Source organism: Variovorax sp. 01T432, from assembly GCF_056398605.1.
Genome location: NZ_JBFTPS010000027.1, coordinates 24,003 through 43,999 on the forward strand (window position 1 = coordinate 24,003; position 19,997 = coordinate 43,999).

The 19,997-nt window shown below is 68.9% G+C and carries 18 protein-coding genes; 11 read left to right on the forward strand and 7 right to left on the reverse strand.

The features are described 5' to 3' along the window. Window positions 1–2: 2 nt before the first annotated feature. Genes AC1DNF_RS20290 through AC1DNF_RS20300 form a run of 3 tightly spaced genes read right to left on the reverse strand, consistent with a single transcriptional unit; the run spans window position 3 to window position 2,480 of the window. Window positions 3–407, reverse strand: a complete 405-nt coding sequence (locus AC1DNF_RS20290; RefSeq protein WP_478150413.1) for a hypothetical protein — start codon at window positions 405–407, stop codon at window positions 3–5. Between the two features lie 5 nt (window positions 408–412). Beyond that, window positions 413–1,402: a Bug family tripartite tricarboxylate transporter substrate binding protein gene (locus tag AC1DNF_RS20295; protein ID WP_478150414.1), complete on the reverse strand. Its 990-nt coding sequence runs from the start codon at window positions 1,400–1,402 to the stop codon at window positions 413–415. A gap of 55 nt (window positions 1,403–1,457) precedes the next feature. After that, window positions 1,458–2,480, reverse strand: coding sequence for an NAD(P)H-dependent flavin oxidoreductase (locus AC1DNF_RS20300; protein ID WP_478150415.1), 1,023 nt, complete (start codon window positions 2,478–2,480; stop codon window positions 1,458–1,460). Window positions 2,481–2,674: 194 nt separating this feature from the next. On the opposite strand from AC1DNF_RS20300, the gene AC1DNF_RS20305 reads away from it, so the two are divergent. The 3 genes from AC1DNF_RS20305 to AC1DNF_RS20315 are packed head-to-tail and all read left to right on the forward strand — an operon-like array spanning window position 2,675 to window position 6,287. After that, complete coding sequence (locus tag AC1DNF_RS20305) at window positions 2,675–3,478, forward strand: IclR family transcriptional regulator (RefSeq protein ID WP_478150416.1); 804 nt, start codon at window positions 2,675–2,677, stop codon at window positions 3,476–3,478. Window positions 3,479–3,504: 26 nt separating this feature from the next. Beyond that, window positions 3,505–5,061 carry a class I adenylate-forming enzyme family protein gene (locus AC1DNF_RS20310; protein ID WP_478150417.1) on the forward strand — a complete coding sequence of 519 codons (1,557 nt, stop codon included), beginning with the start codon at window positions 3,505–3,507 and terminating at the stop codon, window positions 5,059–5,061. Between the two features lie 53 nt (window positions 5,062–5,114). Further along, complete coding sequence (locus tag AC1DNF_RS20315; protein ID WP_478150418.1) at window positions 5,115–6,287, forward strand: iron-containing alcohol dehydrogenase; 1,173 nt, start codon at window positions 5,115–5,117, stop codon at window positions 6,285–6,287. 15 nt (window positions 6,288–6,302) lie between these two features. On the opposite strand, the gene AC1DNF_RS20320 is transcribed toward AC1DNF_RS20315, so the two are convergent. Both AC1DNF_RS20320 and AC1DNF_RS20325 read right to left on the reverse strand, forming a co-directional pair. Further along, window positions 6,303–7,328: a Bug family tripartite tricarboxylate transporter substrate binding protein gene (locus AC1DNF_RS20320; RefSeq protein ID WP_478150419.1), complete on the reverse strand. Its 1,026-nt coding sequence runs from the start codon at window positions 7,326–7,328 to the stop codon at window positions 6,303–6,305. After that, window positions 7,325–8,326, reverse strand: a complete 1,002-nt coding sequence (locus AC1DNF_RS20325; RefSeq protein WP_478150420.1) for a Bug family tripartite tricarboxylate transporter substrate binding protein — start codon at window positions 8,324–8,326, stop codon at window positions 7,325–7,327. Before AC1DNF_RS20325 ends, AC1DNF_RS20320 begins: the two co-directional genes overlap by 4 nt. A 150-nt stretch (window positions 8,327–8,476) precedes the next feature. Here AC1DNF_RS20325 and AC1DNF_RS20330 point away from each other — a divergent pair, with 150 nt between their 5' ends. From AC1DNF_RS20330 to AC1DNF_RS20365, 8 genes are all read left to right on the forward strand, one after another. Beyond that, a complete protein-coding gene (locus tag AC1DNF_RS20330; protein WP_478150421.1) occupies window positions 8,477–9,931 on the forward strand; it encodes an FAD-dependent oxidoreductase in 1,455 nt (484 codons plus the stop codon). A gap of 73 nt (window positions 9,932–10,004) precedes the next feature. Further along, on the forward strand, window positions 10,005–10,832 hold the full coding sequence (locus AC1DNF_RS20335) for an IclR family transcriptional regulator (protein WP_478150422.1): 828 nt from the start codon (window positions 10,005–10,007) through the stop codon (window positions 10,830–10,832). 51 nt (window positions 10,833–10,883) lie between these two features. Further along, window positions 10,884–12,179, forward strand: a complete 1,296-nt coding sequence (locus AC1DNF_RS20340; protein WP_478150423.1) for an aconitase X — start codon at window positions 10,884–10,886, stop codon at window positions 12,177–12,179. Next, the gene (locus AC1DNF_RS20345) at window positions 12,176–12,631 is read left to right on the forward strand and encodes an aconitase X swivel domain-containing protein (protein ID WP_478150424.1); all 456 of its coding nucleotides are present in this window, start codon (window positions 12,176–12,178) and stop codon (window positions 12,629–12,631) included. The genes AC1DNF_RS20340 and AC1DNF_RS20345 overlap by 4 nt, the downstream gene beginning before the upstream one ends. Then, the gene (gene ilvD / locus AC1DNF_RS20350; RefSeq protein WP_478150425.1) at window positions 12,628–14,328 is read left to right on the forward strand and encodes a dihydroxy-acid dehydratase; all 1,701 of its coding nucleotides are present in this window, start codon (window positions 12,628–12,630) and stop codon (window positions 14,326–14,328) included. The genes AC1DNF_RS20345 and ilvD overlap by 4 nt, the downstream gene beginning before the upstream one ends. A 118-nt stretch (window positions 14,329–14,446) precedes the next feature. Next, window positions 14,447–15,571, forward strand: coding sequence for a porin (locus tag AC1DNF_RS20355; protein WP_478150426.1), 1,125 nt, complete (start codon window positions 14,447–14,449; stop codon window positions 15,569–15,571). Window positions 15,572–15,597: 26 nt separating this feature from the next. Then, the gene (locus AC1DNF_RS20360; protein ID WP_478150427.1) at window positions 15,598–16,578 is read left to right on the forward strand and encodes a Bug family tripartite tricarboxylate transporter substrate binding protein; all 981 of its coding nucleotides are present in this window, start codon (window positions 15,598–15,600) and stop codon (window positions 16,576–16,578) included. A 68-nt stretch (window positions 16,579–16,646) separates the two neighbouring features. Further along, window positions 16,647–16,829, forward strand: a complete 183-nt coding sequence (locus AC1DNF_RS20365) for a hypothetical protein (RefSeq protein ID WP_478150428.1) — start codon at window positions 16,647–16,649, stop codon at window positions 16,827–16,829. A 73-nt stretch (window positions 16,830–16,902) separates the two neighbouring features. Here the strand turns inward: AC1DNF_RS20365 and AC1DNF_RS20370 are convergent, their stop codons facing one another. Together AC1DNF_RS20370 and AC1DNF_RS20375 are read right to left on the reverse strand one after the other, a co-directional pair. Then, window positions 16,903–18,132: a class I SAM-dependent methyltransferase gene (locus tag AC1DNF_RS20370; RefSeq protein ID WP_478150429.1), complete on the reverse strand. Its 1,230-nt coding sequence runs from the start codon at window positions 18,130–18,132 to the stop codon at window positions 16,903–16,905. Between the two features lie 150 nt (window positions 18,133–18,282). Continuing rightward, window positions 18,283–19,932, reverse strand: a complete 1,650-nt coding sequence (locus tag AC1DNF_RS20375; RefSeq protein WP_478150430.1) for a hypothetical protein — start codon at window positions 19,930–19,932, stop codon at window positions 18,283–18,285. Window positions 19,933–19,997: the final 65 nt, after the last annotated feature.

Consider the following 19,997-nt stretch of genomic DNA (forward strand, 5'->3'; position numbering starts at 1 on the left):
CCTCAGGGGCCGAAGCTGGATCGCGCCGCGATGCCCCACTGCCCGCCGATGCGCGTGAGCACGTACAGCGACTCGTACACGCCGATGACGCTGCCGTCCTTTCGAAAGCGCGTGTACGACAGCGCGACATGGGCCTTGCTGTCGTTGAACTGCACCAGCTCGCGCGTCTCCCAGCGGCTGTGAGACCAATCGTCCTGCGCCTGCAGGCGCGCGAAGAGATCCATCGGATTGCTGCCGGGCGCCTCGTAGACGGTGGTGCTTCCGCCGGCGAAACGGTAATGGGGGAAATGCATGGTCCGGTCCATGGCCGCCGCGTCATGGGCATTGAGCGCTTCCATGAAATCGTCCAGCACCTGGATGCATGCGACCTCGATGTGCGCCTTGGCGCCAGCGGATGTCGTGCGCATGGAATTCAGTCGATGGTGATGTTGGCGCGCTTGATGACCGCGCTCCACTTCCTGTCTTCCGCCGCCAGGAACTTCGCGTACTCGCCCGGGGAATCGGAGATCAGCTCCAGGCCCTGGTCGGCGAACTGCTTGCGGGCCGCGGGCGTGGCCGCGAACTCGACGATCTCCTTGTTCAGCCGATCGACGATGGCCGGCGGCGTCTTGCCCTGCGCGAAGATGCCGTACCAGGCGAGCATGGTGAAGTCGTCGACGCCCGCCTCGGCGAAGGTCGGAACGCTGGGGATCAAGGCATTGCGAGCCGCGGATGTCACGGCCAGCGCGCGCAGCTTGCCGGCCTTGAGCTGCGGCAGCGATGTGATGAGGCTGTCGAACATGAAGCTGGTCTGGCCGCCCAGCAGGTCGTTCATGGCGGGCGCCGCGCCCTTGTAGGGGATGTGCGTGAACCTGGCACCGGTGCGCTCCGTGAGAAGCGCCGCCGCGAGGTGGGGCGAGGAACCGTTGCCGTAGGAGCCGAAGGTCAGCGCGCCGGGCGTCTTCTTCGCATCGGCGAGCAGGTCGCCCAGTGTCTTGTAGGGGCTGGCGGCGTTGACCACGAGCACGTTCGGGCCCTGCGCAATCAGCGAGACGGGCGTGAGGTCGGCCTTGGGGTCATAGGGCAGCTTCTTCAGCAGATAGGGATTCACGACCGCCTGGCCGATCGCCGCCAGCAGGATCGTGGCGCCATCGGGCGCCGACTTCGCGACGACGTCGGTGGCGATGACACCGCCGCCGCCGGGGCGGTTGTCGACGATCATGGGTTGGCCCATCGCCTGCTGCGCGTGGTGCGCCAGGTTGCGTCCGATGACGTCGGTGATCCCGCCGGGCGGAAATGGAATGACCAGCTTGAGGGGCTTGTCCGGATACTCCGCTCGCGCCGGAAGGGCCGCCAGGCCGAACGAGGCGGCGGCGAGCGACGCGGCGAGCATGAGCGCTCTGCGATTCAGGTGATGTGTCATGGATTCGTCTCCTGCCCCTTGGCGAGGGCGATGGTTGAGGGTTCGGCGGGCGCGGTCAGGCCGCCTCGCGCAGGCCGGGCTGGGGCCGGCTCGCGGGTGCCTGGAAGCGATGAAGTCCGGCCAGCGCTTCGCGCATCTCGCGCTCGATGCGGCCCACGATGTCGGCCAGGGGCTCGATGCGATCCGCGAAGGCCACCGCCTGCCCCAGCGACAAGGTGCCCACGCTCGAGTCGCCCGTCTCGTAGACCTTGCGCCCCAGCGCGCCCGTCACGTGCGGGCGCAGCGCCTCGAAGTCGCCGGCGTTGGCGCGCTCGAGTTCCTGGACCGTGTCGGTGGACCGGTTGCGGAAGGCGCGCACCGTGTTGCGCACGCTCTGCATGATCAAGGCCGTGTCCGTTTCCTTCGAACGCACCAGCGTTTCCTTGTAGTCGCGGTGGGCCCAGATCTCCTCGGCCACGAGAAAGCGCGTGCCGATCGTCACGCCGTCCACGCCCAGCGCCAGGGCCGCGATGACCTGGGCGCCCAGGCCGATGCCGCCGCCGAGGAGCACGGGGATGTGCATGCGGCGCCCGACCAGCGCGCCCTGCACCATCGTCCCGATGAGGTCGACGCCCGGATGGCCGCCGCACTCGGCGCCGACCACCGACACCGCATCCACGCCGATGGCCTGGGCCTTGACCGCATGCCGAAGCGAGGGCGCCTTGTGCAGCACCTTGATGCCGGCCTCGTGCAGCAGAGGCAGGTAGGGCTCCGGGTTCCGGCCGGAGGTCTCGACGAAGCGAACGCCGGCGCGGATGACTTCCTCGAAGGTTTCCAGCACGCGCTCGCCCGGCGCGGGCGCCGGCAGCATCGACACGTTCACGCCGAAGGGCAGGCCGCCGGCCAGGTCCTGGCAACGCGCGATCTCGTCGCGCAAGCCGGCCACGCTCGCGTGGCTGGCCGCCGTGATGAAGCCCATGACGCCGGCGCGCGCCGCCGCCGCCACGTAATCGGCGTTGGCGAGCCATTGCAGACCGCCCGCCACGATGGGCAGGCGCGTGCCGAACAACTCGGTGACTGAAGTTGAAAACTGAGCCATCTGCTGACCTTTCGAGAGCACGGGGCCGTTTGACGGCGAATTATCGGAACAATCGTTTCATTTTTAGTATTCTTCGAGCTTGTCGTTTTGTCAATCACCACAGCAACCCTCCATTTTTGGCATCGACTGGACTTGCGAAAGCCAGAACCCGCAATACAATGGTCCACATGTTCCATTTTTAAGGATCAGCCGACATGAGCACACAAAAGCCCGCGGGTGCGCCGGAAGCCGAGGAGGGCGAGCGCGATCAGGTCTCGGCGCTGGCGCGCGGCCTGATGCTGCTGGACTGCTTCCGCTCCTCGGAGCGCTTCCTGAGCGTCCAGGACCTGGTGGAGCGCTCGGGCCTGCCGAAGGCGACCGTCTCGCGGCTGGCCTACACGCTGCAGGCCAACGGCTACCTCGAATACGCCGAGGGCCCGGGCAAGTTCTATCTCGGCGCGCGGGTCATTTCGCTGGGCTTCTCGGTGCTGGGCGCCATGCCCGTGCGACAGATCGCGAGGCCCTTCATGCGCGAGCTTGCCGAGAGCTGCTCCGCCTCGGTCGGCATGGGCTCGCGCGACCGGCACACCATGCTCTATGTCGAGAACGCGGCCAGCGCCGCCAACCAGAACTTCCGCCTCAACATCGGTTCCAGGGTGCCCCTGGCAACCTCCGCCCTGGGCCGCGCCTACTACTGCGGCCTGACGGAAGCCGAGCGCGAGACGCTCCATGCGGAACTGGCGCAGCGCGCGCCGTCCGAATTCAAGCAGATCAAGTCCGCGCTGCACGCCGGCCTCAAGTCCTTTGAAGAGCTTGGCTTCTGCGTGTCCATCGGCGAGTGGCAGACCGACGTCAACGCCGTGGGCGTGCCCTACCGCTCGCCGGACGGCACGGCGGTCCTCGGCTTCAACTGCTGCGGCCCCTCGTTCCAGCTGACGCCGTCGGATCTCCACGAGAAATGGGGACCGCGCCTGCTCAACATGGTGAGAAACGTCGAGGCAGCGACCTCGGCCGCCTAGCCCCCATCCCCAGGAGACAAACCCTCATGAATACCCCCAGCCGCGCGGCCGACGAAGAGCGCTTCACCCGCATCGGGCAGATCCCGGCCTACTGGGCCGGCATCGCGCCGGATGCGCCGGCCTTGTTCGAGCGGGGTGCGTCGATCTCCTACGCCGATCTGCAACGAGCCATTCACCACGCGAAGGCGGCGCTCGCCGGCGCCGGCGTGACGGCGGGCCACCGCGTGATGATCGTGGCCGAGAACTGCGCCGGCGCGGTGTATTTCCTCTTCGCCGCAAGCGCGCTCGGCGCCGCCTTCATCCTCGTCAATGCGCGCCTGTCCGCCGAGGAGGTCGACGCCATCGCGGCGCACGCGCAGCCGCAGGCCGAGATCTATCTCGATGCCGGCTTCAAGGATGCGGTGCTGCATGGTCTGCGCCGCGGCGCGATGCCGGTCAACTGCGGCGCGGCCGGAAGCGCCCGCATCGTCGTCGCGCCCGAGCCCGTGGCGGTGGAACCGGGCCACGAGGACGTGGCCGCGCTGATCTACACCTCGGGCACCACCGGCAAGCCCAAGGGCGTGATGCTGACGCACGAGGGCCTGCTCTTCGTGGCAACGACCATGGCGGCGTACCGCCAGCTGTCGGCGGCCGACCGCAGCTATGCCGTGCTGCCGATGTCGCACACCATGGGGCTGACCAGCGTCATGCTCAGCACCCTGGTCGCGGGCGGCGCTGTCGTCCTGCAGCCGAGGTTCGAGGTGGACGCGCTGGTGCACGCGATCGAGGAAGAGGGCATCACCCTGTTCCAGGGCGTGCAGGCCATGTATTCCTCGCTCCTCAACTACCTCCAGCGGCACCGGCGCAGGCTCGACACCGGCAAGCTGCGCTACATCTATGCGGGTGGCTCGCCGCTGGACCCGACCCTCAAGGACGAGGTGGAGGCGCTGTTCCGGCTCCCGCTGCACAACGGCTACGGCATGACCGAGTGCTCGCCGACCCTCTGCCACTCGCGCTATGGCGAGCGCCGTTCGGACGCCTCCGTGGGGCCGGCGATTCCGGGCGTCAGCGTGCGGATCGTGGACGAGAACGGCGCCGACATGGCCGCCGGCGCGCCGGGCGAATTGTGGGCGAGCGGGCCGGGCGTGATGAAGGGCTATTTCCACGACGAGGCCGCGACGCGGGCCGCGATGAGCGGGCCCTGGCTGCGCACCGGGGACCTCGCCCGGCGGGACCCGGACGGCAACGTGTTCCTGGTCGGGCGCATCAAGGACATCATCATCCGCTCGGGATTCAACGTGTACCCGGCCGAGGTCGAAGCCGCGATCAACGCGCACCCGGCCGTCGAGCAATCGGTGGTCGTGGGGCGGGAGGTGGAGCGCAATGAAGAGGTCGTCGCCTTCGTCCAGCTCAGGCCCGGCGCCCGGCTCGACAGCAGCGAGCTCCTGGCCTTCGTGAAGGACCGGCTCTCCGCGTACAAGAAGCCCTCCCAGATCGTCTTCATGGAAGCCTTGCCGGCCATGGCCAGCGGCAAGCTTCGCCGCGCCGGCCTGAAGGCCCTGGCCGCCGAGATGGCCGCCACGGACGCGGCGCCCGTCGCCTGACCCCTCTCCTTCCTTCGCCGGAGGTCCCGGCACTACTTATCCCAAGGATCCGCATGAGAAAAGGTTCATTCAGCATTCCACCGATGGAGCGCGTCTTCTTCGGCCGGCCCTTCGTGGAAGTCGTCCTCGAAGAGGTCGAACGCCTCGGCGCGAAGCGCGTGTTTCTCCTGGTCAGCAACACGCTGAACAACAAGACCGACGAGATCCGCAAGCTGCGCGATGCGCTGGGTTCGAACTTTGCCGCGATCTACGACGACATTCCCGCGCACATCCCCCGCGATGCCGTGTTGCGCGCGGCGGCCGTGGCGCGCGCGGCGGATGCCGACCTGATCGTGACGGTCGGCGGCGGCTCGATCACCGATGCCGGAAAGAATGTCCAGCTGTGCCTGGAGCACAACATCACGGAGCTCGACCAGTTCGAGCCTTTCCGGCTCAAGACGGATCCGGTCACCGGCGTCGTCGAGGCGCCGGTGTTCCGGGGGCCGAAGGTGCGCCAGATCGCCGTGCCGACGACGCTGTCGGGCGGCGAGTTCCACCAGAGCGGCGGCTCGAACGATCCGGTCAGGAAGCTCAAGCAGAGCATCCGCAACCCGCTCATGATCCCGCGCACGGTGGTGTTCGATCCCGCATTGACGCTGCACACGCCGCTGGACCTCTGGCTCTCGACCGGCATGCGCTCGGTGGACCACGCCGTCGAGTCCTCGTATTCGCCCTACGGCAGTCCCTTCGTCGACGGCACCTCCATGCAGGCGCTGCGGCTGCTGCCCGGCGCGCTGAAGCGGACGAAGAAGGACCCCGGCGACCTGGAGGCACGCGCCGACGCGCAGTCCGGCATGTGGCTGTCGCAGATGGGCATGTGGTCGCTGGTGCCGATGGGGGCCAGCCATGGCATCGGCCATGTGCTGGCCGGCACTTTCCACGTGCCGCACGGCCACTGCACCTGCGTGACGCTGCCGGCCGTGCTTCGCTTCAACAAGCCGGTGACGGCGGACAAGCAGAAGCAGATCAGCGAAGCCCTGGGCGACGGCGCCCGCGAAGCGGCCGAGCTCGTGGCCGAGCTCATCGCCGATCTGGAAATGCCCGACCGCCTCCACAAGGTGGGCGTGAAGCGCGAGGATTTCCCGCTCGTCGCGAAGAACGCGCTGCTGGATCGCTGGACCCACAGCAATCCACGCAGGTTCAAGGGCCCCGAGGAAATCATCGAGCTGCTCGAGAGCGCGGCCTGAGGCCGCCGCGGCCGGCTACTGCCTGACCAGGCCGAGCTGGCGGATGATCCCGCCCCACTGGTCGTAGGTCGAGCGCGTGAGATCGGCCAGCTGCTGCGGCGTCGAGGACTCGGCCTCGTAGGCCCCCTGGCGGAAGAAGTCGCGCGTGGCGGGCATCGCCAGCACCGTGGCAAGGGCCTCGTTCAACCGGGCGACCACCGGCGCGGGCATGTGCGCCGGGCCGAAGAAGCCGAGCCAGCTCGGCATGTCCACGCCGCTGACGCCCTGCTCGGTCATCGTCGGCACGTCCGGCAGCATCGGGCTCCTCTTCGGCGCGGCCACGGCGAGCATGCGGACCTTGCCGGTGGCCGTGTTCTGGATGGCATTGGGTGCGGCGTCGAAGTAGTACTGCACGCGGCCCGCCAGGAAATCCTTCGCCGCGTCGGCGCCGCCCTTGTACGGCACATGCACCACGTCCAGCCCCGCCTGGCGCGCGAAGGCCTCGCCGTAGATGTGCGACGAAGTCCCGGTGCCGAAGGAGGCATAGCTCAGCTTGCCGGGGTTGGCCTTGATGTAGGCGACGAGCTCCTGCACTGTCTTCGCCGGCACGCTCACGTGCACCGTCAGGACCAGCGGCCCGCGCGCGCCGAGCGAGATCGGCGTGAAGTCCTTGAACGGGTCGTAGCGCACCTGCGCGAGCGTCTGCGGGTTCTGGGCCACCACCGACGAGGGCGCGTACATCATCGTGTAGCCATCGGGCGCGGCACGGATCACCTCCTCGGCGGCCAGGATGAAGCTGGCGCCGGGCCGGTTCTCCACGATGACCGGCGTCTGCAGCACCTCGGCCAGTTGCCTGGCGACGTAGCGCGCCTGCGTGTCCGAGGCGCCGCCCGCCGCGAGGCCGAGCACGATGCGCACGGGGCGGCCCTTCTCGGGGAAGGCCGCGGGCGCGGCGAACGCGGCAAGCGGCGCGAGGGCCGCGCTGCCCGCGGCACCCGCGCCGGCAGACGCCAGCCATGCGAGGGCGCGTCGGCGCCCGATGTCGAGAACGCCGCCGCTCATTGCTTCGCCAACCCGACCTGCTTCACCATCTCGCCCCACTTGTCGTAGGTCGCGCGCGTGATGTTCGCGAACTCCTTCGGCGTGCTGCCGCCCGCCTCATAGCCGCCGTTGCGATAGAACTCGCGCACCTGCGGCATGGCCAGCACCTGCACCAGCGCCGCGTTGAGCTTCGCGAGCACGGGCGCGGGCATGTTCGCCGGCGCGTAGAAGCCGAGCCAGCTCGGCAGGTCGAGGCCCGACACGCCCTGCTCCTTGAAGGTGGGCACATCGGGCAGCGCCGGGATGCGCGCCCCGGCGGCAACGGCGATGATCTTGACCTTGCCCGAAGCCAGGGTGATGAGGGCCGACGAGGCCGAATCGAACATGTACTCCACGCGCGCGCCGATCAGGTCCTTCGCGGCATCCGAGCCACCCTTGTAGGGCACGTGCACGGCGTCGATGCCCGTCCTCTTGAGGAAGGCCTCGCCGTAGATGTGGGACGACGTGCCGGTGCCGAAGGAGGCGTAGCTGACCTGGCCGGGATGGGCCTTCACGTAGCTCACCAGCTCGGCCACGTTGTTGGCCGGCACCGAGTTGCTCACCAGCAGCACCAGCGGGCCCCGCCCGCCCATCGACACGGGCGTGAAGTCCTTGAACGGGTCGTAAGGCACCTTCGCGAACGTGTGCGGGTTCTGCGCCATGGTCGACGAGGGCGCGTAAAGCAGCGTGGAGCCGTCCGGCGCGGAGCGGGCGACCTCGGACGCCGCCAGCATCGTGCTGGCGCCGGGCCGGTTCTCCACGATCACGCTGACGCCCAGCAGGTCGCCCAGCTTCTGCGCGACCACGCGCGCCTGCCCGTCGGTGCCGCCGCCGGCGGTGAAGCCCACGACGATGCGGATGGGCTTGCCCTTGGGCGGGAAATCCTGGGCCGCGGCCAGCGGCGCAAGGCCGAGCAGCAACAGGCCCGCGGACAGGGCGAGAAGGCGGCGGGAAAGTCGTCCGAAGCGGCGAAGGGGCATGAGTCGTCTCCAATCTGTCTGTGTTTTATGGACTATCGACTCATTAATGCAATCAGATTGACAGGGATTACCCTAGATACCGTATTAATTTGTTGACTAAATGGACATCAAGTCCAAAATAACGATCAAGCAACCCAGCAAACCGAATCCATGAAAACTGTCGTCCGCACTGACGAGCGCATCCTTTCCTCCGACATTTTCGACCGCGACAGCCGCGTCAAGCGGCCCGATCACGGCCTGTGGTCGGAGCCGGGCAAGGACATCCCTGTCTACCACCGCTGCGGCGTGCTGGTGGTCGGTGGCGGCCCTTCGGGCACCGCGGCCGCCGCGGCCGCCGCGCGCCAGGGCGCCGACGTGGCGCTGCTGGAGCGCTACAACCACCTGGGCGGGCTTTCCACCGGCGGCCTGGTGATCTGGATCGACCGCATGACGGACTGGGAAGGCAAGCTGGTCATCCGCGGCTTCGCCGAGGAACTGTTCGACCGCCTGCCGGCCGACGCCATCGCGGGCCCGGCGCGCGAGGACTGGGGCTCGCAGGACGCGGGCAAGGCCGCGCACTGGTCGCAGCGCACCGCCGCCTATCACGGCGTGGTCACATGGTCGCCCACCATCGACCCGGAGCGGCTCAAGCTGCTGTCGCAGGAGATCGTGCTGGAGCGCAAGGTCAAGCTGATCTATCACTCGTGGGCGGCCATCCCGATCGTGCAGGACGGCGTGGTCAAGGGCGTGGTGTTCGAGAGCAAGGAAGGCCGCATGGCCATCATGGCCGACGTGGTGGTCGACGCGACGGGCGACGGCGACCTGTTCGCGCGCGCCGGTGCCGCCTTCGTCAACGACATCGAGGAAGCCGATGTCCACCACTGCATGAACACCTCCTGGCTGTTCGGCGGCGTGGACATGAACCGCTGGATCGCCTTCAAGGCCGGCCAGCCCGAGCAGTTCAGCGCCTTCATGGCGCGCGGGCGCGAGCAGCTCGGCCTGTTCGAGCGGCCCTTCGTCTCCTGGCGCAACGAGGTCGCGCTGTTCATGGGCCCGCGCCAGTCCGGCTATTCGGCGCTCGACGTGGACGACCTCACGGCCGTCGAAGTGCGCTCGCACCGCGCAATGGCGGCGCACCTGGACTATTACCGCGCCCATGCGCCGGGCTTCGAGAACGCCTTCATGATGCTCAGCGCGCCGCAGATCGGCGTGCGCCATGCGCGGCGCCTGACCGGGGTCGGCGCGGTGCTGCGCAGCCAGTGGTCCGACGGCGTCGCGCTGGCCGACGAGGTGGGCGTCACGCCGGCGGTCTCGCCCAAGTTTCCCAACATCTCGATTCCCTACGGCGCGCTGGTGCCGCAGCAGCTCGACGGCCTGCTGGCCTGCGGCCGGCACATCTCCTGCGATCGCAACTCGCACGGCTTCATGCGCGAGATCCCGCAGTGCTGGATCACCGGCCAGGCCGCGGGCGTCGCGGCGGCCATCGCCTCGCGGCAGGGCATCGCGCCGCGCGCCGTCGACATCGACGCGCTGCAGGCGGCGCTGCTGGAACAGGGCGTCTACCTGCGTCCGCGCGCGGACGCGGCGTTGCCGGAGCTGCCGGCAACCGCCGGCGCGAACGCCTGAGACCCGCGCCATGAGCCGGAGCGCGAGCGCATCGCAAGCCTCTACATTGGGAGCTCTTTTCAAGGGTGCCCCCATGACAGCCGAAAAACACGATCTCTCCTCCAACGGCAACGACCGCTCCGACACCGTCAGCGCGCTGGAGCGCGGCATCTCGGTGCTGCGCTGCTTCAGCGAGGACCTGCCGGTGCTCGGCCACGCCGAAGTCGCGCGCATGACCGGCATCCCGCGGCCGACCGTCAACCGGCTGGTCGCGACGCTGCTGTCGATGGGCATGCTCAAGACCTCGCCGACGCCCGACCGCTTCATGCTCGGGCCCGGCGTGGTGTCCCTGGCGCGCGTGTTCCTGGGCAGCCTGGATGTGCGCGCCGCCGCGCGGCCCAGCATGCGCGCCCTGGCCGAGGAGGTCGGCGCCTCGGTCTACCTCGCGGTGCGCGACGGCATGGAGATGGTGCTGATCGAGGCCTGCCGTCCGCGCTCGTCGATGCTCTCGGCCCGGCTCGACGTCGGCTCGCGCGCGCCCCTGCCGAGTTCGGCGCTCGGCCGCGCCTACCTGTCGGCCATGCCCGAGGACCAGCGCACGAAGCTGCTCGACTCCCTGCGCCTGATGCGCGGCGCCGAGTGGGACAGCGTGGCGCCGAACATGATGCGCGCCATCGACGAAGCCGGGCGCCTGGGCTACTGCCTCTCGCTCGGCGAGTTCCACCGCGAGATCAACTCGGTCTCGGTGCCGCTGATCGGGCCGGGCGACGAGATCATGGCGCTCAACGGCGGCGGCGCGGCCTTCGTCTTCAGCGAGGAACGGCTGCGCAAGGAAATCGCGCCGCGCCTGCACGACATCGCGCTGACGATTGCGCGCGACATCGGCGGGCACGTGCCCGTGCCTCGACCGCCCGCGCCCTGAAGCGCGCGCCAAGCCCCCCCGATACCAGACCACCGACGGAGACAACAGGCCATGCACCTGAGCGATGAAGAAAAAGCCATGATGGACGGCCGCGACGGCCCCGCCGTCCAGAAGGCCATGGACCTGCTGATGCGCTACGGCGAGGCCCTGGGCGCCGAGCGCCTGGTCGAGACGCGCAACGTCTGCGCCACCATCACTTCCACCACACCGTTCCAGCGCGACTTCGCGCACGCCAAGGGCGGCGGCATGGACGCGGTCTTCTCCGAATTCAGCCTCGACAGCCAGGAGGTCGTGGCGATCCCGAAGTTCAAGGTCTTCACCAGCCACCTGCAGCTGGGCTTCGATCCCGGCCAGCCCGAACGCATGGGCGTGAGCGAGGACATCGTGCAGTTCTACAACAAGAGCGAGCGCCACGCGGCCGGCCTCGGCGCGCAGATCATGAACACCTGCACGCCCTACCAGGTCGGAAACATCCCGACGCGCGGCGAGCACTGCGCGTGGATGGAGTCGTCGGCGGTCGTCTACTGCAACTCGGTGCTGGGCGCGCGCACCAACACCGAGGGCCGCGAGAGCACGGGGGCGGCCATGCTGACGGGCCGCATTCCGTACTGGGGCTACCACCTCGACGAGAACCGCCGCGCCACGCACGTGGTCGAGCTCGACATCGAGGTCGAATCGGTCCAGGACTGGGGCCTGCTCGGCTACTACATCGGCGAGCACGTGCAGGAGCGCGTGCCCGTGGTGCACAGCCGGCGCGGCATCGGCCGCGTGCCCAACCTGCCGAGGCTCAAGCATTTCGGCGCCGCCGCGTCGTCCTCCGGCGGCGTGGAGATGTACCACATCGCAGGCATCACGCCCGAGGCGCTGACGCTGGAGCAGGCCCTCGGCGGGCGCGCGCCCCGGCAGACGATCCGCTATGGCGAGGCCGAGCGGCGCGCCACCTACGAGAAGATCAACGCCACCGGCAAGGATGCCGAGATCCAGTACGTGATGCTGGGCTGCCCGCACTACACGATCGAGCAGATCTGGGAGGCCGCGCAGCTCATCGAGGGGCGCAAGGTGCACCCGAACTGCGAGCTGTGGATCTTCACCCCGCGCGCCATCAAGTCGCTGGCCGACCGCAACGGCTACACCCGGATCATCGAGGAGGCGGGCGGCATCATCATGAGCGACAGCTGCTCCGCCATGAGCCGCGCCGTGCCCAAGGGCACGAAGACCGTGGCCCTCGACTCGGCCAAGCAGGCGCACTACCTGCCGGCCATCCTCGGCGTGCAGGCCTGGTTCGGCAGCACGGCCGAATGCATCGACGCGGCCTGCACCGGCCGCTGGAACGGAGGCTACGCATGAGCGCCGAAACCATGGAACAGCAAAGCATCGTCATCCGCGGCCGCAAGGTCGTGGGCGGCATCGCCGAGGGCGAGGCGCTGGTCACGCGCGACCGCATCTCGGGCTGGGGCGGCATCGATCCGCGCACCGGCACCGTGATCGAGACGCGCCACGAGCTGCGCGGCGTGAGCTTCGCCGGCAAGGTGCTGGTGTTCCCGGGCGCCAAGGGCTCCTCGGGCTGGTCGGCCATGTTCCACATGACGCGGCTGCTGAACTCGGCGCCGGCGGCCTTCCTGTTCAACGAGATGACGACCAAGATGGCGCTGGGCGCGGTCGTCACGCACTCGCCCTCGATGACCGACTTCGAACGCGATCCGCTCACCTGCATCGAGACCGGCGACTGGGTCCGCGTCGATGCCGATCGCGGTGTCATCGAAATCACCAAGAAGAAAACGAACGGAGCTCCATCTTGACGCGTCCCCTGCGCAGCAACTTCCCTCGCGGCTCCTACCTCTGGTCCGTGCGCAACGCCCACTGGCGCGCGCTCGGCATCCCCGAGGAGGATTGCGAGAAGCCCAAGATCGCCGTCGTCAACAGTTCCTCGGAACTGGCCGCCTGCTTCAGCCACCTCGACCAGGTGGCGGTGCAGGTCAAGGCCGCGATCCGCGCGGCGGGCGGCGTGCCCTTCGAGATCCGCACCGCCGCGCCCAGCGATTTCATCACCGGCGCGGGCGCGCGCGGCGCCTACATGCTGGCGGCGCGCGACCTGGTGACCAACGACATCGAGGTCGCGGTCGAGGGCGCGCAACTCGACGGCATGATCTGCCTGACCTCCTGCGACAAGACGGTGCCGGGGCAGCTCATGGCCGCCGCGCGCCTGAACATCCCGACGCTGCTGGTGCCCTGCGGCTACCAGCCCAGCGGCGAGTACAAGGGCCATCACATGGACATCGAGGAGGTGTTCATCGGCGCCATGCATGCGGTCACGGGCAAGCTGCCGATCGAGGAGCTGGTCGGCATGAGCCGCGAGGCCATCCGCGGCCCCGGCGTCTGTTCGGGCCTGGGCACCGCGAACTCGATGCACATCGTCTGCGAGGCGCTGGGCATGGCCTTGCCGGGCAGCGCGCCGGTGGCCGCCCTGAGCCCCAAGATGATGGCCGACGTGCGCGCCGCCGGCACGCGCATCGTCCAGATGGTGCTGGACGACCTGAAGCCGCGCGACATCCTCACGCCCGGCGCCTTCGCCAACGCGGTGCGCGCGGTGCTCGCGGTCGGCGGCTCGCTCAACTGCGCCAAGCACCTGCAGGCCGTGGCGACCGAAGGCGAATGCGGCGTGGACGTGTACGGCCTCTTCGAGCGCCTGGGGCCGGACACGCCCGTGCTCGCCGGCGTGCGGCCCATCGGCGCGCACAGCATCGAGGCCTTCGAGGCAGCGGGCGGCTGCCGGGCCCTGATGAAGCAGCTCGAGCCGCTGCTTGAAACCAGCGCGCTCACGGTGACCGGCCGGACGGTCGCCGGCAACCTGCGCGACGCACAGGTCGCGGACACGCAGGTGATCCGCCCGATCGCCAGCCCGGTGGCGGCGCATCCGGCCATCGTGCTGCTGCGCGGCAATCTCGCGCCCGAGTCCGGCCTCATCAAGACCGGCATCGTGGAACGCAAGATGCGCAGCTTCACCGGCCCGGCCCTGTGCTTCTGGACCTCGGACGCGGCCATCGCGGCGCTCAAGCAGGGCGACATCCGCCCCGGCCAGGTGGTGGTGATGCGCGGCGCGGGCGCCTGTGGCGGCCCGGCGATGGGCGGCGGCGCATCGCGCGTGGTCTTCGCCATCGACGGCGCGGGGCTGGGCGACCAGGTCGCCATCCTGACCGACGGCCACCTCTCCGGCCTCGTCTGCAAGGGCCTGGTGGTGGCCGAGGTGTCGCCGGAAGCGGCGCTCGGCGGCCCGCTCGGCCTGGTGCGCGACGGCGACCTCATCACCATCGATCTCGACGCCCGCCGATTGGATGTCGCGCTGAGCGACGCGCAATTGCAGGCGCGCCGCGCGGACTGGCAGGCGCCGCCGCCGATGCATGACACCGGCTGGCTGCAGCAGTACCGGCGCAACGTGGGGCCGCTTTCGCAAGGCGCCGTGCTCGTGCGCTTCGATCCAGCGAAAGCGCCCGGCTAGAACCCGGCATCCCCTGAGTCTTCAGACAACGGGTGTGGACCTCGCGTCCACACCCGGCGGCGCAGCCATGCCCGCGAACCCCGTTTTTTTAACCAGAGAAGAAGCAGGAGACAAATCCGTGAAAAAGAAACTATTGCTGTGCTCAGCCCTCGGCCTGGCCTTTGGCGCGGTGCACGCCCAGTCCAGCGTCACCATGTTCGGCATCATGGACCTCGGCGTCCAGCGGACCACCGCGGGCGGCGTCGGCTCGGTCAATGCCGTGTCCAACGGCGGGCTCTCGACCAGCCGGCTCGGCTTTCGCGGCAGCGAGGACCTGGGCGGCGGACTGCGTGCCGGCTTCTGGCTCGAAGGCAGCCTCAACCCCGACAACGGCACGGGGCGCGCGACCAACACCAACAACCAGGCCAGCGGCGCCACCACCGCCGGGCCCCTGGCCTTCGACCGCGAGTCCTACGTGAGCCTCTCGTCCGACGGCCTCGGCGAAGTGCGAGTGGGTCGCGATTTCGTTCCGACGCACTACAACAGCATCTATTTCGACCCGTTCAACGCCAACGGCGTGGCGCGCGCGGGCAACTTCACCTTCGCCGGCGTCACCGCGGCGCCCCTGCCAAGCGCCATCGACGGCAGCAACACGGTGAGCTACTGGCTGCCCAAGCTCGGCGGCTTCTACGGCATGGCGATGGTGGGCACGGGGGAGAACGTGTCCCCGGCGGCGAACGAGAACGACGGCAACTTCGCCGGCGCGCGTGTGGGCTTCGCCGCCGGCGCCTTCGACGTGGCCGCGGCCGTGACCCGCACGCGCAACGTCTCGACCGCCGTCATCGGCGACTACACGCACGCCAACATCGGCGGCTCCTGGGACGCGGGCTTCGCCAAGTTCTACGCGCTCTACAACGTCGTCAAGGTCAACCTGCTGGCCGGCCAGGTGCGCAAGAACACCGCCGAGCTCGGCGCCATCATCCCCGCCGGCGATGTCGGCCGCATCCGCGTGAGCTACGCCGCCCTGGACGACCGCAGCGACGCGACCCTGCGCAATGCCAACGGCACGCTCCAGAGCACCAACGACGCGCGCCAGTTCGGCATCGGCTACATCCACTTCCTGTCGAAGCGCACGGCGCTCTACACCACCTATGCGCACCTGAGCAACCGCGGGCAGGCGCGCTACGTGGTCAGCGGCGGTCCGGCGCCGCTGGGGGGCCAGAACTCGTCGGGGCTGGAATTCGGCGTCCGCCATCTCTTCTGACCGTTTCCGAAGCCAAGGAGATCGACATGCAACGCAGGACCCTCATGACATGGACCGCGATGGCGGCCGGCGGCGCCTTCGCGCTGCCGGGCATCACCGCCTGGAGCGCCGACGCCTATCCGCAGAAGCCGCTGCGGCTGGTTGTCGGCTTCGCGTCGGGCGGCGGCGCGGACTCGATCGCGCGCATCATCGCGGACGGGCTCTCCAAGCAATTGGGGCAGCAGGTGATCGTGGACAACCGGCCGGGCGCCGACGGCATCCTCGCGGCGCAGGCCGTGGCGGCCGCGAAGCCCGACGGCTATACGCTGCTGCTGGGCACCAACACCGCCATGGTGGCGGCACCGACGCTGCGGCCGGATGCGCCCTACGACCCCTTCAAGGCCTTCACGCCGATCAGCTCCGCCGGGCAGTTCTCGATGTTCCTCGTCGTGCCCGCGAGCCTGCCGGTGAAGAACGTGAACGACCTGCTGGCCATGGTCAGCGCCAAACCCGGCGGCTACAACTCGGCTTCGAGCAACAGCGCGGCGGAGCTGGCGATGCTGCAGTTGCTCGGCAACGAACGCAAGGTGGTCAACGCACGCTACAAGGGCGACATGCAGGCCATGACGGACCTGCTGGGCGGCGAGATCCAGATGATGTTCACCACCGGCACGCTGGCGCCCGGCTTCGTGAAAGACGGCCGCATCCGCGCGCTGGTCACGCTGCAGCCCGAGCGCAGCGCCCTCCTGCCCGACGTGCCGACGGCGGGCGAGGCGGGCCTGGGCAAGCTCACCATCACGCCCTGGGCCGGCTTCTTCGGGCCGCCGGGTTTGCCCGCCGCCATCACGGACAGGCTCTCGGCGGAGCTGCAGGCCACGCTCAAGCGCGAGGACGTGCATGGCCGGCTGGTACAGCAGGGCTTCGAGGGCTATGGGCTGAGTCCGTCGAAGTTCGCGGCCTTCTTCCGCACGCAGTACGACGCCTTCGGCGCGACCGTCAGGCAACACAACCTGAAGTTCGACCAGTAGCGGATCGGCGAACGAGGCGTCGCCGAATGACCGGACATCATTGGCGTTCATTCCTCGAAGGAGTGGTCATGCTCGACGATGTCAGCCCGCAGGCCTTCAAGGCCCGGATGCGCGGCGCCGTGGTGCAACCGGAGGGGCCGGACTACGACGCGGCGCGGCGCGGCGCGGCGCGGCGCGGCGCGCAAGGTTTACAACGCGATGAGCGGCAAGCGGCCGCGCCTGATCGCGCGCTGCGCCGACTTCGCGCGTGACATCCACCGGCGTCGCCGGGCTGACGCTGGGCGGCTGTTCCGCGTCAATCAGAACATCGCGCCGCCGGCGTAGTCAGCTGCTCACGGCGGGCTTGTCACCGCCGTAGATGTAGCGGCGCGACCAGGGCAAGGTGTCCGCCGGCCGGCCCGCCTTGCGCCCCACGATCTGGTAGATCGCCACGTCGTCGTTCTCGAACGCATAGGCGCAGCCCGCCAGGTACACCCGCCAGATGCGGAACTTCTCCTCGTCCACCAGTTCGTGCGCCCGCGCGCTCTGCGCCTCGTAGTTGTCGCTCCACAGACGCAGCGTGCGCGCGTAATGCCGCCTCAGGTTCTCCACGTCGAAGGCCTCCAGCCCGCCTTCCTGCATCGCCCGCAGCGCATAGCCGATGTGCGGCAGCTCGCCGTCCGGGAACACGTACTTGTCGATGAACTCGCCCCCGCCGTAGGACGCCTCTCCGCCCTCCGGGTCGGTCGAGGTGATCCCGTGGTTCATCACCACCCCGTCATCGGCCAGCAGCTCCTGCACGCGACGGAAGTAGCCCGGCAGGTTCTTGCGCCCCACGTGCTCGAACATCCCCACGCTGGTGATGCGGTCGAACTGGCCCGTGACATCGCGATAGTCCTGCAGCCGGATCTCCACCCGGTCGGCCACGCCCGCCGCCTTGACGCGCTCGGTTGCCAGATCGAACTGGTTCTGCGAAAGCGTCACGCCCACGCAGCGCGCGCCGAACTTCTGCGCCGCGCGAATCACCAGCGCGCCCCAGCCGCAGCCGATGTCGAGCAGCGTCTGCCCGGGCTTCAGCTCGATCTTGGTGAGGATGTGGTCGATCTTGCGCAGCTGCGCGCTCGCCAGGTCCTCGTCGCCGTTCTCGAAATAGGCGCAGGAATAGACCATGTTCGGGTCCAGCCACAGCTGGTAGAACTCGTTGGACACGTCGTAGTGGTACTGCACCGACTTCCGGTCCGAGCTCTTCGAATGGGTGAAGTAGCGCGCCACCCGCTGCAGCTTGCTGGGCTTGTCGATCGACGACTTGGCCAGCGCGTAGGCGATGTCGATGACGTCGCGCAGCCGGCCCTCCAGGTCGATCTTCTGCTTGATGTAGGCCTCCCCCAGGTTGTCCAGGCTCGGCTCCAGCAGCAGCGGCAGCGCCGCCGCCGACTTCACGTGCAGCGTGACGGCGGGCTTGTCGAAAGTCCCGAAGTCATACGACTGCCCGCCCCACAGACTCAAGCGCGCCGGCACATTGGCACGGGCGCGAACCGCTTCGCTCCACCGTGCAACCTTCTTTTCCCACAGCATGCGTTTCTCCTGAATCACAGCGTCTCGTTTCGAGACGCGGGCAATTCGATCCGATCCTTGACAGGGCCGTCAACGTTGTAACCTTAGGCAACTTTGACAGCGTTGTCAATGGGAACGCGCGAGAACCGGGGCGGGACGGTCTGCTAGGGCTCAGGGCTTGTTGATCGACACGGTCATGTTGTGCCTTGTCGATACGCCGCTGACGGCAATCACGATACCGGTGCCCTGAAGCGGAACCTGCACGCTCGGGCTGCAGGTGATGGGACTGCAGCCGTTCGCAGCGCGGTAGCGCATACCGCCGTAGGGCGCGTTGAAGGCGACGACGTCGGTGTGGCCATCCGAAGCGAACTGGCGCGTCACCGCGCCGGTCGCGGCGTCGACGGCCGTGATGGTGTTGCTCTCCTCGCTCACGACGCCGATCCCGGTGCTGCTGATCGTGGACTGCCAGAACGCATTGGAAGTGCCGACGGCGGGAAGCGCCAACGGTGCCTGCGCACTGAGGATCGTCAGCGTGCCGCTGCTTTCCAGTCCGAGCAGCAGGGTCTTGCCCGCGGCATTGCGGAATCCGAAGAGGCGCGCGCCGATGATGCCGCCCTGCCCATCGTCAATGTAGTCGAAGCCGCCGTCGGCGTTCACCGCCAGGTGCCCCTGCGGCGTGGGATCTTCGGTGCAAGCGCCGTAGCCGCCGGCGCAATTCGTCGAGACGGTGTTCACGCCCGACGCGTTCAATGTCACCGTGCCGAAGTCGCCGGTCGTACTGGCGGCCCCGGCGTACGAGCTGCGGTTGTAGACACCACCGAGCGACGCCATGTCCAGCGTCTGCACGGGCAGTGAAATGCCGATCGAGCCGCTCGCGCCGCTACCCTTGACCCATGCGGCGATGCCGGACTTGGCCACCAGCACGCGCGTGCTGCCCGAATCGTTGAGCGTGTAGTCGCAGCTGGCGTTCCGGTGGAGGGCGTAGGTGCCTCCGTTGACGGTCGCCGTCATCGCCGAAGCATTGATCGTGGCCAGGTAGTTCGTCTTGCCGACGATGTCGACCACCCGGTGCGCTCCGCTCTTGAGGGCGGCGCAATCGCTGCTCGACACGGCCAGCAGCGTGGAAACGGTCGCGGTGCCGGTCGCGCTGCCGACACCGCTCGCGCCGGCTACCGTCGTGGACAGCTCGCCCAGGCTCGTGCCTGCGGCGGCGATCGAGGCCTGCAGCCGGTCGAGCACGCCGTCGTACCCGGTCCCGCTGCCCGCGCTCAAGGTGCCGGAAAGGATATCGGTGACGGCGGAGACATCGACGCCGGCGCCGCCGAGCAAGGTCAGCAGGGCCGTCTGCGCGCTGGCGATCGCATCGCCGCTGATCGCCGTCGTGCCATCGAAGCGCGCCACATAGGACGCCGGGTCCGTGCCCGACAGCTGAGCGAGCAGCAGCTCGCTCAGCGGCGTGATGTTGGATTTCGCCGTGCCGGTCCCCGTGCCGGCGGCGACCGAGTGCAGCACGATGCTGCCGTCCGCGCTGGTGGCGGTCATCACGCAAGGCAGGCTGCCATTGTTCAGGCTCAGGTTGTAGGCGCCGCCGGTCGAGGTCTTGGCGCTGCCGCTGCCGCTCGCGCAGGTGACGCTGACGGTGGCGTCGGCCAAGGCCGCGCCGGTGGCCGCGGTGCCGGACAGGCTCAGCGCGGGGGTGGTCGAGCCAGCGGCGGGCGCGCCGCCGGACGAGCCTCCCCCGCCGCCGCAGGCGGTCAGCACGGCTGCAAGGGAGATAGCCGGCCAGAGCGCGGCAGGTGTACGCAAGAGGAGAGTATTCATGGGCCTTGTGGGATGTTGTTGGCGATGCGGCCCGATGCGACCGCTCCAGGGAGCAGGCACCGGGG